We start from the raw sequence: 22,949 nt of genomic DNA, 5'->3' as shown, positions 1-22,949 counted from the left end.
GTCCGTGTAAAGGAAATGGGAATCGGAATGAATCAGTGAGGGTCTTTCAAACCAAACGAGAAAGTGAGGAGAAAGTGATGTTTGTAGTCGCACTAGACGTTTCCATGAAGAAAAGCTATGCCGTCATCTATGAAGGCACTATGTGCCTATGGGAGGGCAACGTTACACACACGAGAACAGGTTTTGCTGGTCTGTTGAATGAAATACAGATTCTGCCGCAAGCTCCGGAAGTAGTTTTCGAGGCCACGGGCGTCTATTCCCGGCCTGTGGAAGCCTTCTGCCAAAAAAACGGCTTGTCCTATACCCTGCTGAACCCGCTTCAAGCAAAAAAACAACTGGAAGAAGATACGCTGAGAAGTTGGAAGACCGACAAACAGGATGCCCACAAGCTGGCGCAAACCCATGCCGGGAAAAGACGGATACCGAAGGTGGTACAGGAAGATATCTATCAAGACCTGCGCGATTTATCCCGCTTCTACCAAGAGGTGGAGGAAGAAATCAAACGCACGCGCATGCACTTGCACAACTGTCTCCAGCTGGTATTTCCAGAGTTGGAACAGTTCTTTTCGAACCAAATCAACCTCTACGCCCTCACCGTGATCAGTCTGTTCCCGCACCCCGACCTGGTCTTGCGGCCCACACCGACTAAAATCAAAAACTTGCTCATCAAATCAACCAGGAAGAACATCTCCGAAAACCGGGCCCGCAAGAAGGCGGAAGAATTAACCGCTCTGGCACAGGAGGCTTATCCAGCCATTGCTGAAAACAGTGTTCACTGTCAAAAAACGAGCTACTATGCGGAAAGGCTCCAAGACCTGCTCCTCAAAAGGAGGCACTCAAAAGCCAGATGATAGCAATGGCGTGGGAACTACCGGAACACGATTTATACCTCACAATCCCAGGAATCGGTGAGCTGTCCTCGGCCTTATTAATCGGGGAACTGGGGGACATTCGACGATTCGAAACGTCCAACCAACTGAACGCTTTTGTGGGCATTGATATCCGTAGGTACCAATCAGGAAACTATATTGGCAAGGACCACATCAATAAACGCGGCAATCCGAAAGGAAGGAAAATATTGTTTTTTTGCGTACGAAACATGGTTCGCCAACAGAAAGCTGCCCCGAACCATATCGTGGATTATTACTACAAATTAAAAAAGCAACCCATCCCCAAAAAGGATAAGGTTGCAGTCGTAGCCTGCATGAACAAACTACTAAAATGTATGATTCCATGGTCAGGAACCATACTAAGTACGACTATGCGTACACGGCCTCTAAGGGCCCATCAATAGTTTTAATATAACATAACACCCCGCAAAAAAATAGAAAAAGGGATGTTTATTTGGCATACCTATCTTCGCATCAAGCATAGCCCCAAACCTACTCTCCAAGGGAGAGTTTAAGAAATTCATACGGATAGATAATTATTAGGCAGAAATCACTTGACTAAACGTAGGAAAGGGGCTGGGAAAAAACTCCCAGCCTCTTTCCTATACCCGAATAATGTAGCGTAAATGTGCTCAAAAAGGCAGCCCCGACGTCCACTTCACGAATCATGCTCAGATGCTCTGCAACCATCTTGCGCTTATTCGCTCCAGTGATTCGGGGCTGAACGCCTTTTTTCCCACTCTCTTCTCTTATAATCCAAATGGAATGAATCTTCTTAATAACCAATCTGTAGCACTTGCTCCGCCAAAACCATAAATGTACAAGGTAATCGGTTTAAAAATGAAATAAATGAACATGAAACGTTTAAACGTCATATTCGTTAATCCCGCAATCATACACAAAAAATCATCTGGAAAACCAGGAAGAGCAAAAGCTGTTCCTAACATAATTTCGAATCGTTTTCCTTTTGTAATCCATGCATAATATTTTTCGTAAGTTTCTTCCAGCACAAATGCACGGACGAATGTTTTTCCGAATTTTCTAGCTAAATAAAAATTAATCATTGATCCAAGCGTCACACCGATAAAACTGTACAAGAATCCCCAAGCATGACCAAAAATCAATTGGCCGACTACCAGGGATAGTCCTCCAGGTATTACAGGGTACATGACTTGTCCTAATTGGATGACGATGAAAATGAGCGGCCCCCAAGGACCTACTTTAACTAAAAACTCTTGAATATTCTCCATTATGACAGAATAGCCAATTCGATAAATATAAACAGCAAGAAAAATAGTTAGAATCAAGCCAACAACTGTCAGGCCCCGAATGATATTCCGGTTAATTTGGATGATTTGTCTCTCTTTGTCACTCATGGGTCCCAGTATCTCCTTTAATGCACTTATTACATCTATTATACAAAAGATGTTCATTTGTGCACTCAGACAAAAGTCTGATTATAAGGAAATGCCTGATTTCACAGCTCTATTTATTAATAATACGCATCGCATTCAGTACTGCCAAGACCGTTACACCAACATCTGCGAAGACAGCTTCCCACATTGTTGCGACTCCAAATGCTCCTAATAGTAAAAACATTATTTTTACTGCCATTGCAAAAATAATGTTTTGCCAAACGATTTTTCTTGTTTCTTTGGCTACTTTCATGGATACAGCAATTTTGGAAGGTTGATCGTCCATAATCACAATGTCCGCAGCCTCAATAGCTGCATCGGAACCGAGCCCTCCCATCGCAAAACCAATATCAGAACGAGCTAATACCGGAGTATCATTAATTCCATCACCCACAAAAGCTACTTTTTCTGAAGGTTGCTTGCGCTGCATGATTTCTTCTAGTTTTGCTACTTTATCTTGTGGCAGTAATTCTGCATACACTTCTTTAATACCGATTTCTTTTGCAACTGATTCCGCTACTGCTTTCGAATCTCCTGTTAACATGACGATATGTTCCACGCCAGCTTGATGTAGTTGAGTAATCGTTTCTTTTGCATCCTCTTTTATCTGATCCCCAATCACCATTGAACCAATAAAACTGCCATCCACAGCAACATAGATAATCGTACCCAGTTCATTGTTCTCTTTAAATGAAATCTGTTTTCCAATTAGCAGCTTACTATTTCCCACCAATACTTCTCTTGCGTCAATTGTTGCTTGAACGCCATGCCCAGCTACTTCTTCATAATCCGAAAGACGTGCAGGATCAATTTTTTTGCCATATGCTTCTTTGATCGAGCTGGCAATCGGATGGGTCGAGTACTGTTCTGCTAGTGCTGCAATTTCTAATATTTCTTCTTTCGCATACCCTTCTACCGCATAAATCGAACCGACTTCAAATTTTCCTTTTGTAACGGTTCCCGTCTTATCCATTACCACATATTTCAAATCATTGAGACCTTCTAAGAAATTACTTCCTTTTACTAAAATCCCTTTACGCGAAGCCGAGCCAATTCCTCCAAAGAATCCTACCGGAATAGAGACCACCAACGCGCATGGGCAGGAAATAACTAAAAAGATACTTGCTCGATACAACCATTCATTAAATGTTGCTCCATCAATCAAAAGTGGCGGTACTACCGCTAATAGCACAGCTAATACGACGACAATCGGTGTATAGTAGCGAGCAAACTTTGTAATAAAGTTCTCAGTTGGAGCTTTTCTGCCGCTTGCATTTTCTACTAAATCTAAAATTTTCACAACCGTTGATTCTTTAAAAATCTTCTCTACTTCCACTTCTAAGAGGCCGCCTTGATTAATAAAGCCACTCAAAACTTGCTCTCCTGCAGCTACTTTTCGGGGGATAGATTCTCCAGTAAGGGCTGCTGTATCAACGGTGGAGCTACCAACGACAACCTTCCCATCCAGCGGAACTTTTTCTCCTGGCTGAACAATGATCGTATCACCAATTTCGATGGACTCTGGATCCACTTTTTTTGTTGATCCATCTTCATTTTTCAAATTCGCATAATCCGGTCGAATATCCATCAATTCTGCAATGGATCGCCTTGATTTGTCTACGGCAATATCTTGGAAGAGTTCACCGACTTGATAAAATAACATAACCGCTACCGCTTCAGGATATTGTTGAATATAAAAAGCACTCATTGTGGCAATTGTCATCAAGAAATTCTCATCAAATACTTGCCCGTTCATTATGTTTTTTACAGCAGTCATAACAACGTCATAACCTGCAGCTATATAGGCAAGTACATATAAAACGAACGTTATCTTCTCTGAAAAAGGAGAAAAAATCGCGGTAAACAATAAAACAATCGTAAGTACTAACCGAATAACTGCTTTCTTAATATTTGCGTCTCCATGTGAATGTCCATGACTATGACTGTGGTCATGATGGGAACTCTCTTCCTTTTTCTCTTCATAGCCTTCCATTTCTACTCCGTCTTTACTAACAGGTTGCAATGTTTGTTTTGTTAAAGGAATAACTCCAGGTTCCAATTGTGCAATTCTTTTTTTAACTTTCGGTAATGTTTCATTTTCATGATTTCTATCTACTTCAAATTGAAGTGTCTTCGTCATAAAATTCACACTACTATTCGTTACTCCTTCTATTTTACCAACTGCCTGTTCAATTTTAGCAGCACAATTCGCGCAGTCGATTCCTTCTAGAAGCCATTCATGGTTTTTTTTATTGTTAGTCATTTTAAGCCCTCCATCCATCTACATATGATAATCCGTTCATATAAAAACTAAAAACAAGGATGTAAATCGAAACTATTTCGACTTACACATGAACAACCATTCATATGTTATCTTTATTTTAGCACGCATATAAAAATAGTCAACTAATATTGATTGAGATGATTTTTTTCATTCAGTGAGATTTGATTTAAAGACCACTGAATGAGATAAACTAAGAATCTCGTTCAGTCAAGCTATAAAAATCGTCACTAGATGAGATTAGAAGTTATTTTCATCCAGTGACGATTAGAACTGACACTCACTAGACAAAATTAAAATGAGTACACAAAAAGGACGTGACTCTCGTCCGTCCTTTTTTCTAATTGATTATAACCATTGTTTGTTTATCTTAATATAAATGTTTTTTACGATTTGCGTTAAGATAATATAAGCAACAATAATTAAGAAAGCCCATTTCCAATAAGAACTTGGCAATGCTACTAAATCAATGTAGGTACCAAATTTGCTTCCTGGAATCGCAATGGCTGCAATTACTACCACAATGGTCGATAGAGTTACGCCAATACTAGCGTTACTTTGAATAAATGGAATTTTCTTGGTACGAATCACATGAACAACAACTGTTTGAGTAATTAATCCAATAACAAACCATCCAGTATGGAATAATGCTGCATCTTGTACCGTATTTGCATGGAATACAAACCACATTAACAAGAATGCTACAATATCAAAGATGGAACTGATTGGTCCAATACTAAAGGTAAATTTCAATAGATCTGAAGTTCCCCATTTCGTAGGTTTCATCAAATCTTCTTCATCCATATGGTCCCATGGAATCGTCAACTGTGCAATATCATAGATTAAATTCTGTACTAGTAGTTGGATTGAAAGCATTGGTAAGAATGGTAAGAAGGCACTTGCTACTAATACGCTAAATACGTTCCCGAAATTGGAACTGATCGTCATCTTAATGTATTTCATCATATTACCAAAAACATTGCGTCCTTCTAAAACGCCATCCTCTAACACGAGTAAACTTTTTTCCAACAAGATAATGGAGCTTGCTTCTTTCGTAATATCAGCTGCATTATCTACAGAAATCCCTACATCAGCGGTACGAAGAGCTGGAGCATCATTAATTCCGTCTCCCATGAAACCAACCGTATGCCCTTTTTCCTGTAGCATTTCGATAATCCGAGATTTTTGAGCAGGATTTAGCTTAGCAAATAGATTTACTTCTTCTACCACTTCCGCTAACTCTTCATCACTCATTTTGTCCAATTCCGTTCCTAAAATTGCACGATTTACTTCAATGCCCACATCTTTACAAATCTTTTGTGCAACAATTTCATTATCCCCAGTTAGCACTTTTACATTTACACCGTGCTCATGGAGAGATTCAATCGCTGTGATCGAGGATTGCTTTGGAGGATCCAAGAAGCCCATGAACCCTGCGATAATCATATCTTTTTCATCTTTCACTGAATAAATAGCTGAATCATGTACATTTTTCTTGTAAGCAACAGTCAATACACGCATTCCTTGTGCATTCATCTTTGTGCTGATTTCTTCCATATTTTGTCGCAATTCATCGGTTAAAGGAAGCACTTCTCCGTTGATTTCTACATGACTACAAATATCAAGCATTTCTTCCGCAGCGCCTTTTGTAATCATGAGTTGTTGTTGATCAATTTTTACTGCAACGGTTAAACGGCGTCTCGTAAAATCAAATGGAATTTCATCGATTTTCTCGGCTTTCTCAAAGCTTGCTTCTTCCCGATTCTCTTGAACGTATTCAATTACAGCGTGGTCCATAACATTTTTCCAACCCGTTTGATAATGGGAATTCATGTATGTCAGTTGTAAAACACTGTCACTTTCATTCCCCAGCGGATCCAGATGCTGAACCAAAACTACTTTATCTTCGGTAATTGTTCCAGTTTTATCCGTACATAATACGTCCATTGCTCCTAGGTTTTGAATCGCATTTAATTCTTTTACGATTACTTTCTTCTTGGACATGGTAATAGCACCTTTTGCCAAGTTGCTTGTTACAATCATCGGTAACATTTCCGGTGTCAAGCCGACTGCGATGGCAATGGAGAAGAAAAACGCCTCTGCCCAATCACCTTTTGATATGCCATTAATAAGAAATACGATTGGAACCATTACTGCCATAAAGCGAAGCAGTAATTTACTCACGTTTTTCACACCACGGTCAAAGCTCGTTTCACCTCTTGCTTTGGAAGATTGGGTTGCAATGTCTCCAAAAAATGTATCTTCTCCCGTCTTCAAAACCAATACTTTCCCTTGGCCACTTAGTACGTCCGTGCCCATAAAGGTCAAATTCGCAAAGTCTAATGCAGTGACACTGCTTGGATCTTTCTCATGTAAGTCAGTTGGAATAAATTTTTCAATAGGAAGTGATTCTCCTGTCAGAGACGATTGATTGACGAATAAATCTTTCGCCCAAACCAGACGTGCATCTGCTGGAATCATATCGCCAGTGGATAAATTGACAATATCTCCCGGAACCACCTCGTCAATCGGAATTTCTTTCGTAATACCCTCTCTCGTTACCGAACAGGTTGTTTCGATCAATTCTTTCAAGGCAAGACTTGCTTGCTGTGAACGATACTCTTGGAAAAAATGGAGGCCAGCGCTAAATACAATCATCAAGGCCATAATAATACTTGCATCATAATCTCCTGTCGCTGCAGAGACAATCATTAAAAGTGCTAATACATAAATAAATGGATCGTTAAATCCTTGTAATAATAATTTGTACCAAGGAATGGGCTTTTGAGCAGCTACTTCATTTAAGCCGTATTTTTCTAACCGTTGCTCTGCTTCATTTTGAGTAATACCGGTTAGGTCTGTCTGTAATTCTTTGAATACTTCTTCTTTTGATAAGCGTCCTAATTTTACTAGTTCACTGTTCTTTGATTTCTTTTCTACATAAATATGTTTTTTCTTGTTTGCCATTTTCTATCTCTCCCCCGTGAAGTGACAGGTCATCATCCTGCTCTTCATTATTTTTTATTTCTGTGTACCTCTGATTAGGATCCATCCTGACCACCCCCTGAACGAATAGCAAAAATTTTATTAGTATGAATGAGAAAAATGGGACAACGAAGGCAACTTTTTTTATAAATCCTTCCCAAGGAAAAGAAAAAAAGCCCTACTCAAAGAAGCAGGACTTTTCCATAGAACAAAAAATGGTATCTAATCTGTTAACTACCTCTTCATCGAGTTTTAGCACTGTACAGCATAGGGATTCCCCAGCTACATTAAAAACTCCCTTAATTCGAAAGTTCCTGGTAACCCATTGGTGTCTTTCGACATTTCTGGGCAGTAGCGTATCTCTTGTACAGACGCCTCACCTAACAAGGCTATTCAATTTTCATACTTATTCAGTATATAACTTAACTCTTCCTATAGCAAATATTCTGTTTGCTAGACTATAAGAAAAGCGGACAAGTCCGCCTTGGCCTATGAAAAAATAGGAAATTTGACCCTGAATTGTCAGGAGACTTCACGCTTCAGCGGGTTAGTCGAATGATATGCGTTAGCGAGCAGCGAAGCGCGCAATGGGGCAAATTTATCTTTTTTTCACTAGGTCAGGACTTGGGAGCTAGACATTGATGGCTGAACTTATAATCCCCTAGTCTATTAAAAAAGAATGGCAAAAACCTTCCCTTTCATAAATTTAATTCTTGCATTTAAAAATAACTACCGTATAATCAGTTTAAATAGAATCCTTTAATTAGCGTCCTGTGAGACGAAGAAGGTGAGTTTCTATCAAACTCAATCATAAAATTGTTGTGTTATTTATGATGACCTCTTCTTTTTGCATGCAAAAAAGAAGAGGTCTTTTTTTAGGAGGAGAATAATATGCCAAAAGTAATCATGAATGAAATGGAAATGATGAGAGCAATAACCCGTTTGTCCTATGAAATCATTGAGCGTAACAAAGGTATTGAGAACATTATTTTAGTGGGAATTGAAAGAAGAGGCGTTCATTTAGCACACCGAATTGCTAAAAAAATTGAAGAAATTGAAGGTATTATCGATGTCGAAAGTCTAAATATCAAACCTTATCGTGATGATATGGACGAGGACTACGATTTGCCTAAAGACGCTAAAAGTCTATTTGAAAAAAAAGTAGTTTTAGTCGACGATGTTCTCTTCACTGGACGCTCCATCCGGGCAGCAATGGATGCTTGCGTGGATCGTGGCAGACCATCGGAAATTTCACTAGCTGTTTTAGTTGATCGTGGTCATCGTGAATTACCGATTCGTCCAGATTACATCGGAAAAAACATCCCTACTTCAAGGAAAGAACGTGTAAGTGTCCAAGTTGTAGAAGTAGATGGAAAAGATGCTGTCATAATTGAATAAATTTTTGTAATGATTTCACTTTAATTGAATCCGAGAGATTCAAAAGCGAGACCATCTTCTTAGGTGCGCTTTGTCTCTCGACAAGCGCACCTTTTTTACTAAAAAAGCTCTCAAGTCCGCTATGGCCTATGAAAAAATAGGAAATTTGGCCCGATGAGCAGCAAAGCGCGTAATCGGACAAATTTATCTTTTTTTCACAAGGACAGGGCTTGAGTGCTAGACATAGAAAAGCGGGACAAGTCCTAAAGTATATTTTTCAAGGAGGAACGATATGAGGAACTTTTTATCAGTAGAACAATTTACCAATGAAGAGGTTATGCATCTTTTAGACCGATCTCTAGCATTTAAAACAGGAAAAGACCAATTCAAGAGCAATGCAACCATCGTCAACATGTTCTTTGAAAATAGCACACGGACAAAGCATAGCTTCGAAATGGCCGAACACAAAATAGGCATGCAACAGTTTAATTTTGATGTAGGGAGTTCCTCTGTCAATAAAGGCGAAAGTCTTTATGATTCTGTTTTAACGATGCAGGCTTTAGGTGTTGATATTGCCGTTATTAGACACCAAGATCGCAATTACATGGATCAATTAATAAATTTGGATATCCAAATCGTCAATGGCGGAAGTGGGAATGGCCAACATCCCTCTCAATCATTGCTGGATATCATGACGATTTACGAGGAGTTCGGGTCCTTTGAAGGATTGAAGGTAGCCATCATTGGTGACATCGTTCATTCACGCGTAGCAATGAGTAATATGACCTTGCTAAACCAACTGGGCGCCCACGTTATCTTTGCAGGACCAATGGACTATTTCGATACCACTTTTGAACAATACGGAACGTTAATGACCGTAGATGAAGCAGTAAAAGAAGCAGACGTAGTGATGATGTTACGTGTACAGTTAGAACGTCATGAAACGGAAGAACAAGAACGTTTTTCAAAAGAAGCCTATCATAAAAAATTTGGTCTCAGTCGAGCACGTTATCGTACCATGAAAGACCATGCCATCATCATGCATCCAGCTCCTGTCAATCGAGATGTTGAGCTGGCAAGCCAACTGGTTGAATGCGAAAAAAGTAGAATCGTTCAACAAATGAGTAATGGTGTTTACGCACGAATCGCTATATTAGAATGGGTTTTGGAGGGAAGATACGAATGAGAGTTGTTTTAAAAAATGGAAAAAGAGTCGTAAAAGATAATCAATTAGAACAAGTCGACATTGCCATTGAAAAGGGTCTTATTTCTGAAGTTGGTACTGATTTGACGGGAGATAAAATAATCGATATCGAGGGAAAATTACTTAGTCCCGGCCTTGTCGATATCCACGTTCACTTCAGAGAGCCGGGTTTTACTGATAAAGAAACGATTTACACTGGTTCGCAGGCGGCAGCTCGCGGCGGGTTTACAACGGTTTGCGCAATGCCAAATACCAATCCTGTCCCAGATACCGCTGCAAAATTTGAAGAGATCCAGCGACTAATTGAAAAGGACGCTTGTATCAACGTTCATCAATATGCTCCCATTACTGAAGAATTGCGCAGCGATAAATTAGTGGATATGAAAAGTATCGATACGTTCGCCTATACCAATGATGGGGTCGGCGTTCAAACAGCAGGCGTGATGTATGAAGCGATGAAATTAGCTGCCAGCATCAACAAACCAATCGTTGCCCATACTGAAGATGACAGCCTGCTTTATGGCGGTGTCATGCATGAAGGCATAAGGAATAAAGAACTAGGGCTTCCAGGAATTATGGGGATCGTCGAAAGCTCTCAAATTGCTCGTGATATCTTACTTGCAAAAGAAACGGGTGTTCATTACCATGTCTGTCACGTTTCTTCCAAAGAATCAGTGGATGCCATTCGTGAAGGAAAGCGTCAAGGCGTTAACGTCACAGCTGAAGTAACCCCTCATCATTTAATCCTGAATGAGATGGATATTCCAAGCGATGATGCTACTTACAAAATGAATCCACCTCTACGAGGGATAAATGATCAAAAAGCATTGCTTGAGGGTTTGCTGGATGGAACCATCGATTTTATCGCAACAGATCACGCACCACACACAAAAAAAGAAAAAACGCAGGGATTTGTTGGTTCTCCATTTGGCATTGTAGGCATAGAAACCTCTTTTGCGATGATGTACACACATTTTGTCAAGACTGGCATTTTTACGTTGGAATTCTTGATTGAGAGAATGAGCACCCTCCCTGCTAATCTGTTTCATTTGCAAACGTCGGATTTGACGGTAGGTACTGTTGCGGATATTTCTGTTTTTGATTTAGAAACAGCGTATACGGTTGATGCGGCAGACTATTTGTCGAAATCTTCGAACACACCCTTTAACGGCGAAACAGTCTATGGAATGTGTACATTGACTGTACACAACGGAGAAGTTGTCTGGTCACAAAATGAAGGTGATAAATCATGCAGGTAGAGTTACTGGAAATAGTATCCAATAAAGAGATTGCTCATAATATCTACGAAATGGTATTGAAAGGAGAAATGGTTTCATCCATGAATCGTAGCGGTCAATTTCTACATTTAAGAATGAATGACCCCAATCTGTTATTGCGAAGACCCATTTCAATTGCATCCATTGACGAAGACACCTGTACACTACTTTATCGAATCGTTGGTAAAGGCACAAAAGATATGAGTCGCTATCAAGTTGGCGATTTCGTCGACACTTTAGGTCCTTTGGGAAATGGATTCCACTTCGATTTCTTATCAGAAGAAGACCAGGTCTGTGTAATCGGTGGTGGAATTGGTGTGGCACCTCTTTACGAATTGGGAAAAGAGTTGGTCGCAAACGGAAATCACGTAACGTTTATCCTAGGATTTGCCAACCAAGATGACATTTATTATTACGAACAATTTCAAGAATTAGGCAAGGTGATTCTTTGTACAGATGATGGTTCTGCCGGTTTGCAAGGGCATGTAGGTGTTGCACTCGATCAAGTAGATCCTACTGCGGTATTTGCTTGCGGTCCCACGCCGCTTCTTCGCTTGGTTCAAAGCTCCTACAGCCATCTGGAGCATGTCTATTTATCTCTTGAAGAACGAATGGCGTGTGGCATCGGCGCTTGCTATGGCTGCGACACTAAAAAGAAAGATAAACGAACTTGTAAAGATGGTCCCGTATTCCAAAGAAAAGAGGTAGTATTATGAATCGTTTAAAAGTAAATTTACCAGGTTTAGAATTAAGAAATCCCATTATGCCAGCATCAGGATGTTTTGGTTTTGGAGAGGAATACGCTGAGTTTTATGATTTTAGTAAATTAGGTGCCATAATGGCCAAAAGTGCAACTTTAAACGAGCGAGTTGGAAATTCACTGCCGAGAGTCGCAGAAACGCCAAACGGAATTTTAAACGCCATCGGTTTGAAAAATCCTGGACTTGAAGTAATTCTAGCTGAAAAGTATCCCTTCTTAGCTCAATTCGATGTGCCAATTATTGCGAATGTAGCAGGTTCATCAGAAGAAGAATACGTGGCAGTTTGCAGTCGTATTGCAGAAGCTCCGAATGTAAAAGCGATTGAATTAAATATCTCTTGCCCGAATGTGAAAGAAGGTGGGGTTGCATTTGGGACAGATCCAGAGGTTGCTGCACGTCTGACTCGAATTTGTAAAGAAGTTACCAACTTACCGATCTATGTAAAATTAAGCCCGAATGTCACTGATATTGTTGCAATTGCCAAAGCCGTTGAAGCGGCAGGAGCGGACGCTATTTCCATGATTAATACTTTTACAGGAATGGCCATTAATGTAAAATCTAGAAAACCGGTTCTAGGAAACATCACTGGAGGTTTGTCTGGACCTGGAATTAAGCCGATTGCTTTGCGAATGGTATACCAAGTATCGCGTGCAGTTGATATTCCCATTATCGGTATCGGTGGTGTGGCAACTGTAGATGATGCTCTAGAAATGATTATGGCTGGTGCAACAGCGGTTGCCGTCGGAACAGCAAACTTTGTCGATCCTTATGCTTGTCCGAAAATTATCGATGGCTTAGAGCCTCGCATGGATGAATTAGGAATTGAATCCATTCAAGCCTTGATTGATGAAGTAAGAGAAAATCGATTTAAGTAACTTTATTCAACAATCTCAAGATTTCAAAAAGCATAGAAAAAGCACTTAGTCTTTATCCGGACTAAGTGCTTTTTCTATCGATTATTTATTTCCGTGCATACTTTCCCATTCTTCTCGTAAGACACCCATGCGAATCGAGTCATAGTATTGCCCATTATAATACCGCACTTTTCTAATACGGGCTTCCAATTGCATTCCCAACTTTTCACCTACTCGAATCATACGATGATTGCCGGACCAAGTTGTATAACCAACTCGAACAAGGGGCATATTTTGAAACAAATAGCTAATCCATTTTTTTAAAATTTCAGTCCCTATTCCTTTTCCCCAATTATGAGATTCAAACAAGATAATTCCTGCTTCTAGCCACATGGATGGTTCATGTTCCCAATAATAAGAGACCATGCCGATTACCTCTCCATTTAACTCAACCGCCATGCGATAAGGTTGACGAACCCATTCATCAGCGCGTTTAGCAAATTCTTCATACGACATGGATTTATGTGGGTAATAAGGTGCATCCCACTTTTTCCATTCAGGTGCTTCTTCTTTAAAAATCAACTCCCAGAGCCTTGGTAAATCTTTTTCTTCGATTGGACGGATAATGATATCTTGATTGTTATGCATGTAATTCTCCTTCTATAAAGCCATTAGTTAACAGACACCTTTGTTCTTCTATTCTTTTTCATCTCTATCCCGCCTCTCAATTAGTAATTTTATTTTAACCTTCTCTCTATAAAACTGCAATTTGTTGTAATTCTCCCAAAAAAAGTGGGAAATCTAGTATAATATTATTAAAAATGAGGTGATGAAATGGAAATGAGATATGGAAGAGATTCTTTTTTTGACGGCGGGCTTTTTCATCTAATTTTGTTAAGCATATTAGGTGCTATTATTACTATCCTAACATTGGGAGTTTGTTACCCTTGGGCTTTGTGCATGATTTATGGATGGAAGATTAATCACACAGTCATTGAAGGAAAACGGATGAAATTTTATGGATCTGCCATTGGTCTGTTTGGAAATTGGATTAAGTGGCTCGCATTAACAATAATCACTTTCGGTATTTACGGATTCTGGGTGTCGATTAAATTAGAAGATTGGAAAGCAAAGCACACTCGATTTATTAGTTAGGAGAGCAAGATATGCAATCAAGCGATACAAGTAGAGAATTAAGATTAACGACTTACAGTGCCCCTTTAGAAACAAGTTGGGTTCGATGCAAAGCTCTTGCTTACTTGTATAGCAAGTTTAACGATCAAATAACTTGTCAAAAAGATACATATTCAGAAGATGATGGTTATTTGGAAGCAATCGAACTAGTTATGCTTAATAATCAGGAAGAGGTAGTTGGTATTCTAGATATTGGAATTTTTAATGAAGAAAGAAATCGCTATGATTCTTATGTAAAAGAATTAGATAGAGGATCCTATATGGACATAATTGCCGTACATCCTAATTATCAAAAACAGGGCATTGCACAAAAACTGCTCAATGAAGGATTTCGCCTGCTTCGAAAAAAAGGGATTGAATATGTGTCGATATTTACACGCGATGATACCCCAGCCAACAATTTATACATAAAAAATGGCGCCATTCTGCGGGCAAAAAATTATCGTATAAAAGGAACGCTGAAAGATCAAATGACTGATATTTCTTTATTTCAAGTGCATACAGATACGAATACTATCGAAGTAAGAGATTCTAAAAACAAGGAAGTACCTTATATGATAGACACCAGCTATTTTTGGGTCTATAAAAAAGAATACTTGGAATTATTTTATATAGAAGAGTGCATCGCCGAGCACTCCTACTTCATAAAATTATAAACAGAAAAAAAGATTGCAAGGAGACAACTCTCGCTGCAATCTTTTCTATTTAGTAACTTAGTCCAAAATCCAATTTATATTCATTTCCTGTCGAATCTTTGTATGCATAAGTCATGTCTTCGCGTAGATATTTATCTTTATCGTATCCTGGGACATCATTTCTTGATACACATACACCGTATTCATTAACAGCAATTACTGCTGAATTTTTCGGCAAGGTGATTGGCAGACGGCCGACCGGCTTGTGATTACCAATCAAGACTTCCAATTGAGCCTTTTCAAAAGTATCATAACCAGCAATCAACACATCTGCTTTTGGTTCCACATTTCCTAGAATCCATGGCAAAGTTATGTTCACACTCGCTACAACTTTTTGGCCTTTTTCATGCATATAATCAGCGATACGATTAAAACGAGCAAGATTACTCAGTGTAGTCTCTTTATAGGCATCGCCATTCATCGCAATATTTGTTTTATCTGCACAAAGTTCTAACTCTAACAAACCGGGCGTTGCGTTAAAATAGTCTCCGCTTTCAGGATGCAAGAACAGGACTGCCACTTTTGCAGCTTTATCTGCTCGAATCCCTTTTGCTTTTTCAACATCAACATAGGTCTTATCATTAAACCTTAATAAATGGATGGAGTAATTTTAGTGAAATCCATCAGATTGTTTGAAGTGAGAAAGTGACCAATATAAGAGCAATAATCAGAAGTATCACTGGTACTAAAAAGGCTGATAACACTTGCAGCACACCATCCAAACGACGATAGATGGTTTGAAATGCATCTTCAAAAAAGACTGATAATAAATATAGAACAATCAGAGGCAAAGAATACAAAACATTATAAATAAACAAAATCCCTAAAAAACTCCACGTATTCAATTGATATTGTTGAATAAGCGCTAGATAAGCAATGTAAGGCGCAGCTGTTGTTAATTCCATAATGGTTGTCAATAAGCCGATTCCAAATAAATAGGACTTTGTCATTTCTTTTGTTGCAAACTTCTCTTCTAATCCTTTTGCATCTTCGTCTCCTCTTTTTATTAATAACTTACGTGCTCTCCAACTAATCAAGATAGACCGGATGCTTTTCCAAGCCAAAAACAACGCTACTACGATAGCACTGATACTAAGCGGCCTTTCTAATACCTCCCAATACTGCGTCAGCACACGACTATTTAAAGTAGCCATTCCCCAATAAAACAATATTCCCGCACTAAAATTTGTGGCAAACATCGCAATAATATAAAACCAGATATGTTCGCTTTTCTTTATCAATCCTTGCAAGGTAAACTGCTGTGCAATCCCAAAAGGATTCAGGGAATCTGTCAGACCCGTAATAAATGTCAAGCTAATTAATGAACCCATGAATAAAACCTCCTCATATATAAACAAAAAAGTATCCCCTCCCACTCCTACTTTTGGCCTAACGGAATGAAAGGTGAATACTTTGTGATTTACTCGGCAGCAAATCGATTTGTTATTTAGTTAGCCTCATACTAGCAAATCTTTTCTTTAAAGGCAAGGCTGATTAGTTCATTGCTTTTAAAATGACAATATGAAATAATAAATCATTAAAAAGAAAAGGTGATGAAATGGAACTTATCGTAATTATGGGTCCTCAAGCCGTTGGTAAAATGACGGTCGGCAGAGAACTAGAAAAATTAGTAGATGCGAAACTTCTGTACAACCATGAAACCATCGATTTGTATGCAAATTTTCTTGGATATGGAAAAGAGACCTTCCGGCTTTCCAACGAAACGCGCTTTAATCTCTTTCGGGCTTTTGTCCAAAACGAATACAATGTCGCAAATGGTATTATTTTTACGGTGGTGGTTGGTTTTGATCTGGAAGAAGATAGAGTTTTTCTCCAAGAAATCAGTGATATCTTCACAGATGCCGGCGGGAAAGTTTACCTTATCGAACTAGAAGCTGATCTCGAAACGAGATTGGAACGAAACGTAGGAGAAAGCCGTCTGCAGGCAAAGCCATCCAAACGAAATCTTGAATTTTCTCGAAATGAATTACTTGCTAGTCATGAAAAACATCGGTTAAACTCTCTTCCAGGAGAAGTAGCAGAAATCGTACCAAAAGCGCACTATTTGAGAATCAACAACTGTGAGTTGGAAGCGGATGAGACAGCCAAGAGAATTCAGGAGTTTTTAAGTAAAAAATGACTGTAGAGATAGGCAGACGTCACATTTACCCATCATCTGATTTCATTGTTGCTAGCAGTCTTTCGGAAAAACTCACTGACACAAATAGGAGTGATTAGAATGATAAGAATTGCAGTAGAAGAAGCTCTCCAGGATATTCAGCAAGCACTTCAGCAAAAAGGGCATGAAATTGATGAGAAGGACAACACATATGATATCGTAGTAGTCCGTAGCTTGGAGGAATACAGCGACCTTCCTGTAAAAGCTTCCTTGGTTGGAGTAGATGGTATGTCAACAGATGAGGTTTTCAAGATGGTTGAAGAACGCATAAATCTTGAAAAATAATCAAAATTTTCCACATAAAAAAGGAAAGCTCTGCACAAGTTGGCTGAGCTTTCCTCTTTATTTACTCTGAATTAAATCTCGTTACTCAAATCTTCCCCGTTTGTTTCAATCACTTTCTTATACCAGTGAAATGATTTTTTCTTAGAGCGTTTTAGCGTTCCGTTTCCTTCATTATCACGGTCAACATAAATAAATCCATAACGCTTTTTCATTTCTCCTGTACCCGCACTTACTAAATCAATACATCCCCAACTTGTGTAACCCATTAGGTCAACGCCATCTAACTCTACAGCATCTTTCATCGCTTGGATATGCTGTGCTAAATAGTCAATACGGTAATCGTCTTCCACATAGCCATTCTCATCCGGAACATCCACTGCACCCAATCCATTTTCAACAATGAATAATGGTTTTTGATAACGATCATAAATGGTGTTCATCGTTGTTCGCAACCCTAGTGGATCAATTTGCCAACCCCATTCACTCGTTTGCAAGTATGGATTTTTTACAGTTGCAAACAGATTCCCAGCAGTCTTCTTCACATCTGGATCAGCAGATGCAACACGAGACGAGTAATAAGAGAAAGAAATAAAGTCTACCGTATGTTCTTTCAGGACTTCTGCATCTCCATCTTCCATTGGAATTTCAATCCCTTTACGCTCCAATTCTTTTAATGCATACGCAGGATATTCACCACGAGATTGTACATCAATAAAGAAGTAACTTTCACGGTCTTTTTCTAGCGCCAGCAATACATCTTCTGGATTTGGTGTATAGGGATAGTACTGACCAGCCGCCAACATACAGCCTACATGGTTTTCAGGATCTACTTCATGCGCAATCTTTGTCGCAATCGCGCTCGCAACTAACTCATGATGTGCTGCTTGGTATTTTACTTGTTCTTCATTTTCACCTTCTTCAAAATAAAGACCCGCACCCATGAAAGGTGCATGAAGAATCATATTGATTTCATTAAAGGTCAACCAGTATTTTACAAGGCCTTTATAACGACGGAAAATGACATTACACAAGTTCTCGTAAAATCCAATCATTTTTCGATTACGCCAGCCACCGTACTCTTTAATTAAATGCATCGGACAATCAAAATGCGTAATCGTTACTAATGGCTCAATTCCATACTTTTTACATTCCTTAAAGAGGTCTTCATAAAATTGTAAACCTTCTTCATTTGGTTCTTGTTCATCTCCATTTGGAAAAATACGAGACCAGCCGATTGATAAGCGGTATACTTTAAAGCCCATTTCAGCAAAGAGTGCGATATCTTCTTTATAACGATGGTACATATCAATCGCTTCTTTTGCCGGGTAAAAATGCTCATCGTCAAAATCAAACATTTTTTTCTTACCCGTAAGAATTGGTCGACGATCTTCTCCCACTGGAATCACGTCTACATTCGCAAGACCACGGCCACCTGCATCGTATCCACCTTCACATTGATTAGCAGCTGTTGCGCCGCCCCATAAGAAATCTTCTCTTAGTCCCATTATTATTCCTCCTATTTGATTACTTGGATAATTTTATCGCCTAAGCTTACCTCAGTTTGATTTACCGAAATAATGTCACCATAATCATTTGAATTTGTCACAACCACGGGTGTGATGGTAGCGTAGCCTTTTGCAGCGATTGCTTCCAAATCAAATTCAATCAATGTATCGCCTGCTTCAATTCTTTGATCTTTTTCAATAGCATAACGATATCCTTCACCATTCAACTGAACGGTATCAATTCCAACATGAATCAACAATTCTACGCCATTATCGCTGGTAATTCCTACTGCGTGTTGAGAGTCGAATGTTGCTGTTACTGTTCCTGAAATGGGTGCTACGACAATCCCTTCCGTCGGTTGAATCGCCACTCCTTTTCCAAGAATCTCTGCTGAGAACATTTCATCCGGTACCTCTGATAAAGAAACCGCAGTCCCAACCATTGGCGATACAACTGTTTCACTGTTTACAGCATCAGACGTTTTCAATTCCTTAACAGGCTCTGTTGCTCTTTCTTCTACTGTTTCTTCCACTGGATCTTTGTAAATGATCAATGTAATCACAAATGTTACGACGATTGCAATCGCAGCTCCGATACTAGCCATCGTCAAATGACGAAGAGTATCATCTCCGATGTAGCTTGGTAAAGTTAACAAACCTGGAGAGCCGCCAGAGAAGTTACGAACCCCAACGATTCCCATAAATAATCCCGAAACTCCCCCACCGATCATTGCTGCATAAAGTGGTGTTTTATAACGTAAGTTTACTCCGTACAATGCTGGTTCAGTAATACCAAATAAAGCTGTCAACCCTGCCGAAGAAGCAAGCTGTTTGATTTTTGCATTTTTACTCTTAATCCCGACAGCCAATGCAGCCGCACCTTGTGCCACATTCGAAGCCAACATTCCAGGATAAACAATCGAATCATAGCCATTTGCCATACGGTTATTAATCCCAATCGGCACAATACCGTAATGCGTTCCTGTCGCAACTAATAAAGGTGTTAAGGCACCCAATAAAGTTGGTACGAGCCAACTGCTATAACTCTCTAAAGCCAATACTCCGGTAGAAATCAAATCACTAATATAGAAACCGACTGGTCCTAAAATAGTTAACGCAACCGTTCCAACAACCGCAATCGTTATTAACGGTTTACTGAAAAATTTAATTGCTTTTGGTGAAATGCGGTCTGCGATTGGTTCCACATATGACATAAACCAAACCGTCAAGATAATCGGAACAACTGTTGAAGAATAACTTACAGCTGTTATTGGTAAACCGAATAAACGAATCGCTTCGCCTGTTTCATTGGATGTGTTTACCATTTGAACAAATGCAGGGTGTAACAATACTCCCCCTACCATTGCTGCTAAGTATGTATTTGTACGGAATTTATTTGCTGAAGAAATTGCTAGTAATATCGGCAAGAAATAAAATGCTGAATCTGCCATGAAATTAATCACTTGGTAAGATTGACTCTCTGAACTTAAGACATTAAATACAACCAACAAAGATAATACTGCTTTTAACATCCCGGAAGCAGTAATGGCAGGTAAAATCGGTGTGAAAATACCGGTAATCACATCAATTACTTTCGCTACCGCCTTACGATCATCTTCCTCTTCCTGACTATTGCTGTCGCCTGACTCAATAGATGTTGTTTGCTTCATAATCTCTTTATGAACACTACCAACATCGCTTCCAATAATCACTTGATACTGCCCGCCGCTTTGGGTAACACCCATAACACCAGCAGTATTCTTAATTTCTTCCGTTTTTGCCTTTTTGTCATCCTTCAAATTAAAACGTAGGCGCGTAGCACAATGCGTTAGATTTTGAACATTCTCTTCTCCACCGATGTTTTCCAAAATTTCTTTTGCTAAATCTGAATAATTCATCATTTTCCTCCTTTTAGATAAAAAAATACCTAAATAAACCCCTTGTTAGAGTTCACTTAGGTATAGCCTGCTTTACCAGTAACAATCCAATTTTTATTTACTTGTAATTCGTTTAATATGTATGGTCAAATAGATAATTTCGTCTTCTTTTAAGTCTCGTTGAAATTCATTCATGATATACTGTCTGATTTTCAGAGCACACAGATATTCTTCCCGGTACTTTTCTTTAATTAAAAATAATAAACTGGAATCATTTTCTTCTGTTAGATCAGTACCCGTAAACAAACGCTGTACAAAAAACTTCAGATGAACGATGAAACGCTCATAATTCAAAGAATATTCGTCTAAGTCCATTTTGAAATAGAGGCGGACGATATTAGTAATATTCTGAATGATTTTTGTCATCTCCGAAACTTGACTAACTTGAGCCATATCCAATTCAGCATTCACGATGTGCAAGGCAATAAAACCTGCTTCATCTTCTGGCAAGTCTATACCTAATTTGTTTTTAATCATGTTTAAGGATTCTTTTCCGATTAAAAATTCGTGGTTATAAAATCGTTTAATCTCCCAAAGAAGTGCATTTTTAATGGGAATACCATTATTATAACGCTCAATCGCATAGCTAATATGATCCGTTAACGTAAGAAATATATTGTCATTTAACTTTTTGCCAAGCGATGCTTTCGCAAAGCTAATAATCTCATTCGCAATTTGCACATGTTCAATTGGCACGTCTGCAAGCAATTGTGCGAGCTTATTGGAATTCAATTCTTGACTGCTTACGTAAACTTTTTCTATTAAATCGGTGTCTACTTCATCCCCGGGTTTCTTCTGGAAGCCGAGTCCTTTTCCCATTACTAAAACTTCATTATTTTCTTGATCAAAAGACTTTATGATATTATTATTAATAACCTTTACGACTTTCAAAATACTCAATCTCCTTGAGAAGGCATCTAGATACGTTTTTTATGTTAGTATAGCCTGCACAACCAGTAACAATCTAACATACCTACCTATTACATCATAAATATAAAACGTTGTCAATGAAGCAATTTGCTGCTATCACAAATAATTCACAGAAACTGTCCCCATATGATTTTTGCTGAGATAAAATAGTCATATAATAAATTTTTTCTATCAAATATAACGCCCTACAAAGCTATGAACCTTTTCCCAATATAAATCAGGAGCTACTTTCACACATTCTCCATGTCCTGCTCCAGGAATGGTCAGCTGTTCTTTTTCTACCTTGGCTGCCGAATAAACCTCATTAAGCATTTCAAATGGAACAAAGGAGTCTCGGTTCCCATGGATAAATAGCATGGGTGTTTTGCTTTTGGAAACCTGCTTCACTGAAGAAGCCTGATACAAATCATAATCAGCACGTAACTTAGTAACCGAATTGGCCGCATTCATTACCGGAAATGGCGGTAACCCAAAAAGATCCTGCAATTGATGAGTAAATACACCACGGACTGTACTATAGCCGCAATCTTCCACAATGACTTTCACATTATCCGGCAACTCTTCTCCCGCAGTCATCATGACCGTAGCAGCACCCATGGAAAGACCGAACAAAGCGATTTCCGCCTGACCATCTTTATAAAGAATAAAATCAAGCCAAGAAAGAATGTCTTTTCGGTCGTGCCACCCCATACCAATATAATTGCCTTCACTTTTTCCGTGTCCACGTAAATCGGGAGCTAGCACATGAAATCCTTGTTCATGAAAACCACGTATCCATCGCACCATCTCCGCTGATTGGCCAGTATAGCCATGCAAAACGACTGCCCATTTGGAGATCGATTCTTCACTTGGATAGTAATCAGCATGCAGCAGCAAGCCTAAATCATCGTTTGAAACAATCACCTTATCGACAGGAGGATGCTTGGCTAAAAATATCTGATCCTCTTTCTTTGCCGCAGCTTCAACCTGAGGATCAATTGCCGCGCTTTGTGCTAAATGTGGATTATCTTGTAAGAAAGTTTTTTTCTTTTTTGCGTTCAATGCATAATTATAAAAATAATTACCTACTCCAAAATAGGCACCCGCCAAAATTACACCAGCTCCTAAAAGACCTTTTCGCTTCATCTCTTGCTTTCACCTACTCTTCTCTAATATTTTCTTCGATCTCATCTCTTCGTTC

Annotated in this window: 19 protein-coding genes, 1 pseudogene and 1 riboswitch; of the genes and pseudogenes, 10 read left to right on the top strand and 10 right to left on the bottom strand. The window is 39.0% G+C overall.

Annotated elements, in window-relative coordinates; all coding sequences use genetic code 11:
* The first annotated feature begins 74 nt into the window (after window positions 1–74).
* Window positions 75–1,305, top strand: a pseudogene (locus EJN90_RS06910) (IS110 family RNA-guided transposase).
* Window positions 1,306–1,639: 334 nt separating this feature from the next.
* Here EJN90_RS06910 and EJN90_RS06905 read toward each other — a convergent pair.
* The 3 genes from EJN90_RS06905 to mgtA all read right to left on the bottom strand — a co-directional run bounded on the left by EJN90_RS06905 (window position 1,640) and on the right by mgtA (window position 7,553).
* Window positions 1,640–2,266 carry a TVP38/TMEM64 family protein gene (locus tag EJN90_RS06905; protein WP_126109745.1) on the bottom strand — a complete coding sequence of 209 codons (627 nt, stop codon included), beginning with the start codon at window positions 2,264–2,266 and terminating at the stop codon, window positions 1,640–1,642.
* Between the two features lie 109 nt (window positions 2,267–2,375).
* Window positions 2,376–4,568, bottom strand: a complete 2,193-nt coding sequence (locus EJN90_RS06900; protein ID WP_126109743.1) for a heavy metal translocating P-type ATPase — start codon at window positions 4,566–4,568, stop codon at window positions 2,376–2,378.
* A gap of 366 nt (window positions 4,569–4,934) precedes the next feature.
* Window positions 4,935–7,553: a magnesium-translocating P-type ATPase gene (mgtA, locus tag EJN90_RS06895; protein ID WP_126109742.1), complete on the bottom strand. Its 2,619-nt coding sequence runs from the start codon at window positions 7,551–7,553 to the stop codon at window positions 4,935–4,937.
* 249 nt (window positions 7,554–7,802) lie between these two features.
* Window positions 7,803–7,966, bottom strand: a riboswitch (M-box (ykoK) riboswitch).
* A 496-nt stretch (window positions 7,967–8,462) separates the two neighbouring features.
* On the opposite strand from mgtA, the gene pyrR reads away from it, so the two are divergent.
* The 5 genes from pyrR to EJN90_RS06870 all read left to right on the top strand — a co-directional run bounded on the left by pyrR (window position 8,463) and on the right by EJN90_RS06870 (window position 13,065).
* Window positions 8,463–8,969 carry a bifunctional pyr operon transcriptional regulator/uracil phosphoribosyltransferase PyrR gene (pyrR, locus tag EJN90_RS06890; protein ID WP_126109740.1) on the top strand — a complete coding sequence of 169 codons (507 nt, stop codon included), beginning with the start codon at window positions 8,463–8,465 and terminating at the stop codon, window positions 8,967–8,969.
* Window positions 8,970–9,240: 271 nt separating this feature from the next.
* On the top strand, window positions 9,241–10,134 hold the full coding sequence (locus EJN90_RS06885) for an aspartate carbamoyltransferase catalytic subunit (protein WP_126109738.1): 894 nt from the start codon (window positions 9,241–9,243) through the stop codon (window positions 10,132–10,134).
* Window positions 10,131–11,411 (top strand): dihydroorotase, encoded by a 1,281-nt coding sequence (locus tag EJN90_RS06880; RefSeq protein ID WP_126109736.1) that lies wholly within the window; start codon window positions 10,131–10,133, stop codon window positions 11,409–11,411. The genes EJN90_RS06885 and EJN90_RS06880 overlap by 4 nt, the downstream gene beginning before the upstream one ends.
* Window positions 11,402–12,145 carry a dihydroorotate dehydrogenase electron transfer subunit gene (locus EJN90_RS06875; protein ID WP_126109734.1) on the top strand — a complete coding sequence of 248 codons (744 nt, stop codon included), beginning with the start codon at window positions 11,402–11,404 and terminating at the stop codon, window positions 12,143–12,145. The genes EJN90_RS06880 and EJN90_RS06875 overlap by 10 nt, the downstream gene beginning before the upstream one ends.
* On the top strand, window positions 12,142–13,065 hold the full coding sequence (locus tag EJN90_RS06870; RefSeq protein WP_126109732.1) for a dihydroorotate dehydrogenase: 924 nt from the start codon (window positions 12,142–12,144) through the stop codon (window positions 13,063–13,065). Before EJN90_RS06875 ends, EJN90_RS06870 begins: the two co-directional genes overlap by 4 nt.
* Window positions 13,066–13,146: 81 nt before the next feature.
* Here EJN90_RS06870 and EJN90_RS06865 read toward each other — a convergent pair whose 3' ends face one another.
* The gene (locus EJN90_RS06865; RefSeq protein WP_126109730.1) at window positions 13,147–13,692 is read right to left on the bottom strand and encodes a GNAT family N-acetyltransferase; all 546 of its coding nucleotides are present in this window, start codon (window positions 13,690–13,692) and stop codon (window positions 13,147–13,149) included.
* Between the two features lie 186 nt (window positions 13,693–13,878).
* Between EJN90_RS06865 and EJN90_RS06860 the strand changes: the two genes are divergently transcribed.
* Both EJN90_RS06860 and EJN90_RS06855 read left to right on the top strand, forming a co-directional pair.
* Window positions 13,879–14,199: a YjgN family protein gene (locus EJN90_RS06860; protein WP_126109728.1), complete on the top strand. Its 321-nt coding sequence runs from the start codon at window positions 13,879–13,881 to the stop codon at window positions 14,197–14,199.
* A gap of 11 nt (window positions 14,200–14,210) precedes the next feature.
* A complete protein-coding gene (locus EJN90_RS06855; protein ID WP_126109726.1) occupies window positions 14,211–14,894 on the top strand; it encodes a GNAT family N-acetyltransferase in 684 nt (227 codons plus the stop codon).
* A gap of 49 nt (window positions 14,895–14,943) precedes the next feature.
* Here EJN90_RS06855 and EJN90_RS06850 read toward each other — a convergent pair whose 3' ends face one another.
* Window positions 14,944–15,477, bottom strand: a complete 534-nt coding sequence (locus EJN90_RS06850) for a glycoside hydrolase family 3 C-terminal domain-containing protein (protein WP_227872611.1) — start codon at window positions 15,475–15,477, stop codon at window positions 14,944–14,946.
* Window positions 15,478–15,556: 79 nt separating this feature from the next.
* Window positions 15,557–16,264 (bottom strand): GAP family protein, encoded by a 708-nt coding sequence (locus EJN90_RS06845; protein WP_126109722.1) that lies wholly within the window; start codon window positions 16,262–16,264, stop codon window positions 15,557–15,559.
* A 227-nt stretch (window positions 16,265–16,491) separates the two neighbouring features.
* On the opposite strand from EJN90_RS06845, the gene EJN90_RS06840 reads away from it, so the two are divergent.
* Entirely contained in the window at window positions 16,492–17,073 is a 582-nt protein-coding gene (locus EJN90_RS06840) for a DEAD/DEAH box helicase family protein (RefSeq protein ID WP_126109720.1), read from the top strand.
* 99 nt (window positions 17,074–17,172) lie between these two features.
* On the top strand, window positions 17,173–17,397 hold the full coding sequence (locus EJN90_RS06835; RefSeq protein WP_126109718.1) for a YkuS family protein: 225 nt from the start codon (window positions 17,173–17,175) through the stop codon (window positions 17,395–17,397).
* Between the two features lie 71 nt (window positions 17,398–17,468).
* Here the strand turns inward: EJN90_RS06835 and EJN90_RS06830 are convergent, their stop codons facing one another.
* From EJN90_RS06830 to EJN90_RS06815, 4 genes are all read right to left on the bottom strand, one after another.
* Window positions 17,469–18,902 (bottom strand): 6-phospho-beta-glucosidase, encoded by a 1,434-nt coding sequence (locus tag EJN90_RS06830; RefSeq protein WP_126109716.1) that lies wholly within the window; start codon window positions 18,900–18,902, stop codon window positions 17,469–17,471.
* Between the two features lie 11 nt (window positions 18,903–18,913).
* On the bottom strand, window positions 18,914–20,800 hold the full coding sequence (locus EJN90_RS06825) for a beta-glucoside-specific PTS transporter subunit IIABC (protein WP_126109713.1): 1,887 nt from the start codon (window positions 20,798–20,800) through the stop codon (window positions 18,914–18,916).
* Between the two features lie 93 nt (window positions 20,801–20,893).
* Window positions 20,894–21,730 (bottom strand): BglG family transcription antiterminator LicT, encoded by an 837-nt coding sequence (gene licT, locus EJN90_RS06820; protein ID WP_126109711.1) that lies wholly within the window; start codon window positions 21,728–21,730, stop codon window positions 20,894–20,896.
* Window positions 21,731–21,940: 210 nt separating this feature from the next.
* Window positions 21,941–22,894, bottom strand: a complete 954-nt coding sequence (locus EJN90_RS06815; protein WP_126109709.1) for an alpha/beta hydrolase — start codon at window positions 22,892–22,894, stop codon at window positions 21,941–21,943.
* Window positions 22,895–22,949 lie beyond the last annotated feature (55 nt).

Source organism: Jeotgalibaca ciconiae, assembly GCF_003955755.1.
GTDB lineage: Bacteria > Bacillota > Bacilli > Lactobacillales > Aerococcaceae > Jeotgalibaca > Jeotgalibaca ciconiae.
The sequence above is the reverse complement of the archived record's forward strand: the minus strand, read 5'-3'. Positions and strand labels throughout refer to the sequence as shown.

What these genes read in the sequence shown, in the direction of transcription:
- mgtA (WP_126109742.1), bottom strand. Translation starts at nt 7,553, where the DNA reads ATGGCAAACAAGAAAAAACATATTTATGTAGAAAAGAAATCAAAGAAC.
- EJN90_RS06815 (WP_126109709.1), bottom strand. Translation starts at nt 22,894, where the DNA reads ATGAAGCGAAAAGGTCTTTTAGGAGCTGGTGTAATTTTGGCGGGTGCC.
- EJN90_RS06865 (WP_126109730.1), bottom strand. Translation starts at nt 13,692, where the DNA reads ATGCATAACAATCAAGATATCATTATCCGTCCAATCGAAGAAAAAGAT.
- EJN90_RS06845 (WP_126109722.1), bottom strand. Translation starts at nt 16,264, where the DNA reads ATGGGTTCATTAATTAGCTTGACATTTATTACGGGTCTGACAGATTCC.
- EJN90_RS06880 (WP_126109736.1), top strand. Translation starts at nt 10,131, where the DNA reads ATGAGAGTTGTTTTAAAAAATGGAAAAAGAGTCGTAAAAGATAATCAA.
- EJN90_RS06900 (WP_126109743.1), bottom strand. Translation starts at nt 4,568, where the DNA reads ATGACTAACAATAAAAAAAACCATGAATGGCTTCTAGAAGGAATCGAC.
- EJN90_RS06875 (WP_126109734.1), top strand. Translation starts at nt 11,402, where the DNA reads ATGCAGGTAGAGTTACTGGAAATAGTATCCAATAAAGAGATTGCTCAT.
- EJN90_RS06825 (WP_126109713.1), bottom strand. Translation starts at nt 20,800, where the DNA reads ATGAATTATTCAGATTTAGCAAAAGAAATTTTGGAAAACATCGGTGGA.
- EJN90_RS06855 (WP_126109726.1), top strand. Translation starts at nt 14,211, where the DNA reads ATGCAATCAAGCGATACAAGTAGAGAATTAAGATTAACGACTTACAGT.
- EJN90_RS06840 (WP_126109720.1), top strand. Translation starts at nt 16,492, where the DNA reads ATGGAACTTATCGTAATTATGGGTCCTCAAGCCGTTGGTAAAATGACG.
- EJN90_RS06905 (WP_126109745.1), bottom strand. Translation starts at nt 2,266, where the DNA reads ATGAGTGACAAAGAGAGACAAATCATCCAAATTAACCGGAATATCATT.
- EJN90_RS06835 (WP_126109718.1), top strand. Translation starts at nt 17,173, where the DNA reads ATGATAAGAATTGCAGTAGAAGAAGCTCTCCAGGATATTCAGCAAGCA.
- EJN90_RS06885 (WP_126109738.1), top strand. Translation starts at nt 9,241, where the DNA reads ATGAGGAACTTTTTATCAGTAGAACAATTTACCAATGAAGAGGTTATG.
- pyrR (WP_126109740.1), top strand. Translation starts at nt 8,463, where the DNA reads ATGCCAAAAGTAATCATGAATGAAATGGAAATGATGAGAGCAATAACC.
- EJN90_RS06830 (WP_126109716.1), bottom strand. Translation starts at nt 18,902, where the DNA reads ATGGGACTAAGAGAAGATTTCTTATGGGGCGGCGCAACAGCTGCTAAT.
- EJN90_RS06870 (WP_126109732.1), top strand. Translation starts at nt 12,142, where the DNA reads ATGAATCGTTTAAAAGTAAATTTACCAGGTTTAGAATTAAGAAATCCC.
- EJN90_RS06860 (WP_126109728.1), top strand. Translation starts at nt 13,879, where the DNA reads ATGGAAATGAGATATGGAAGAGATTCTTTTTTTGACGGCGGGCTTTTT.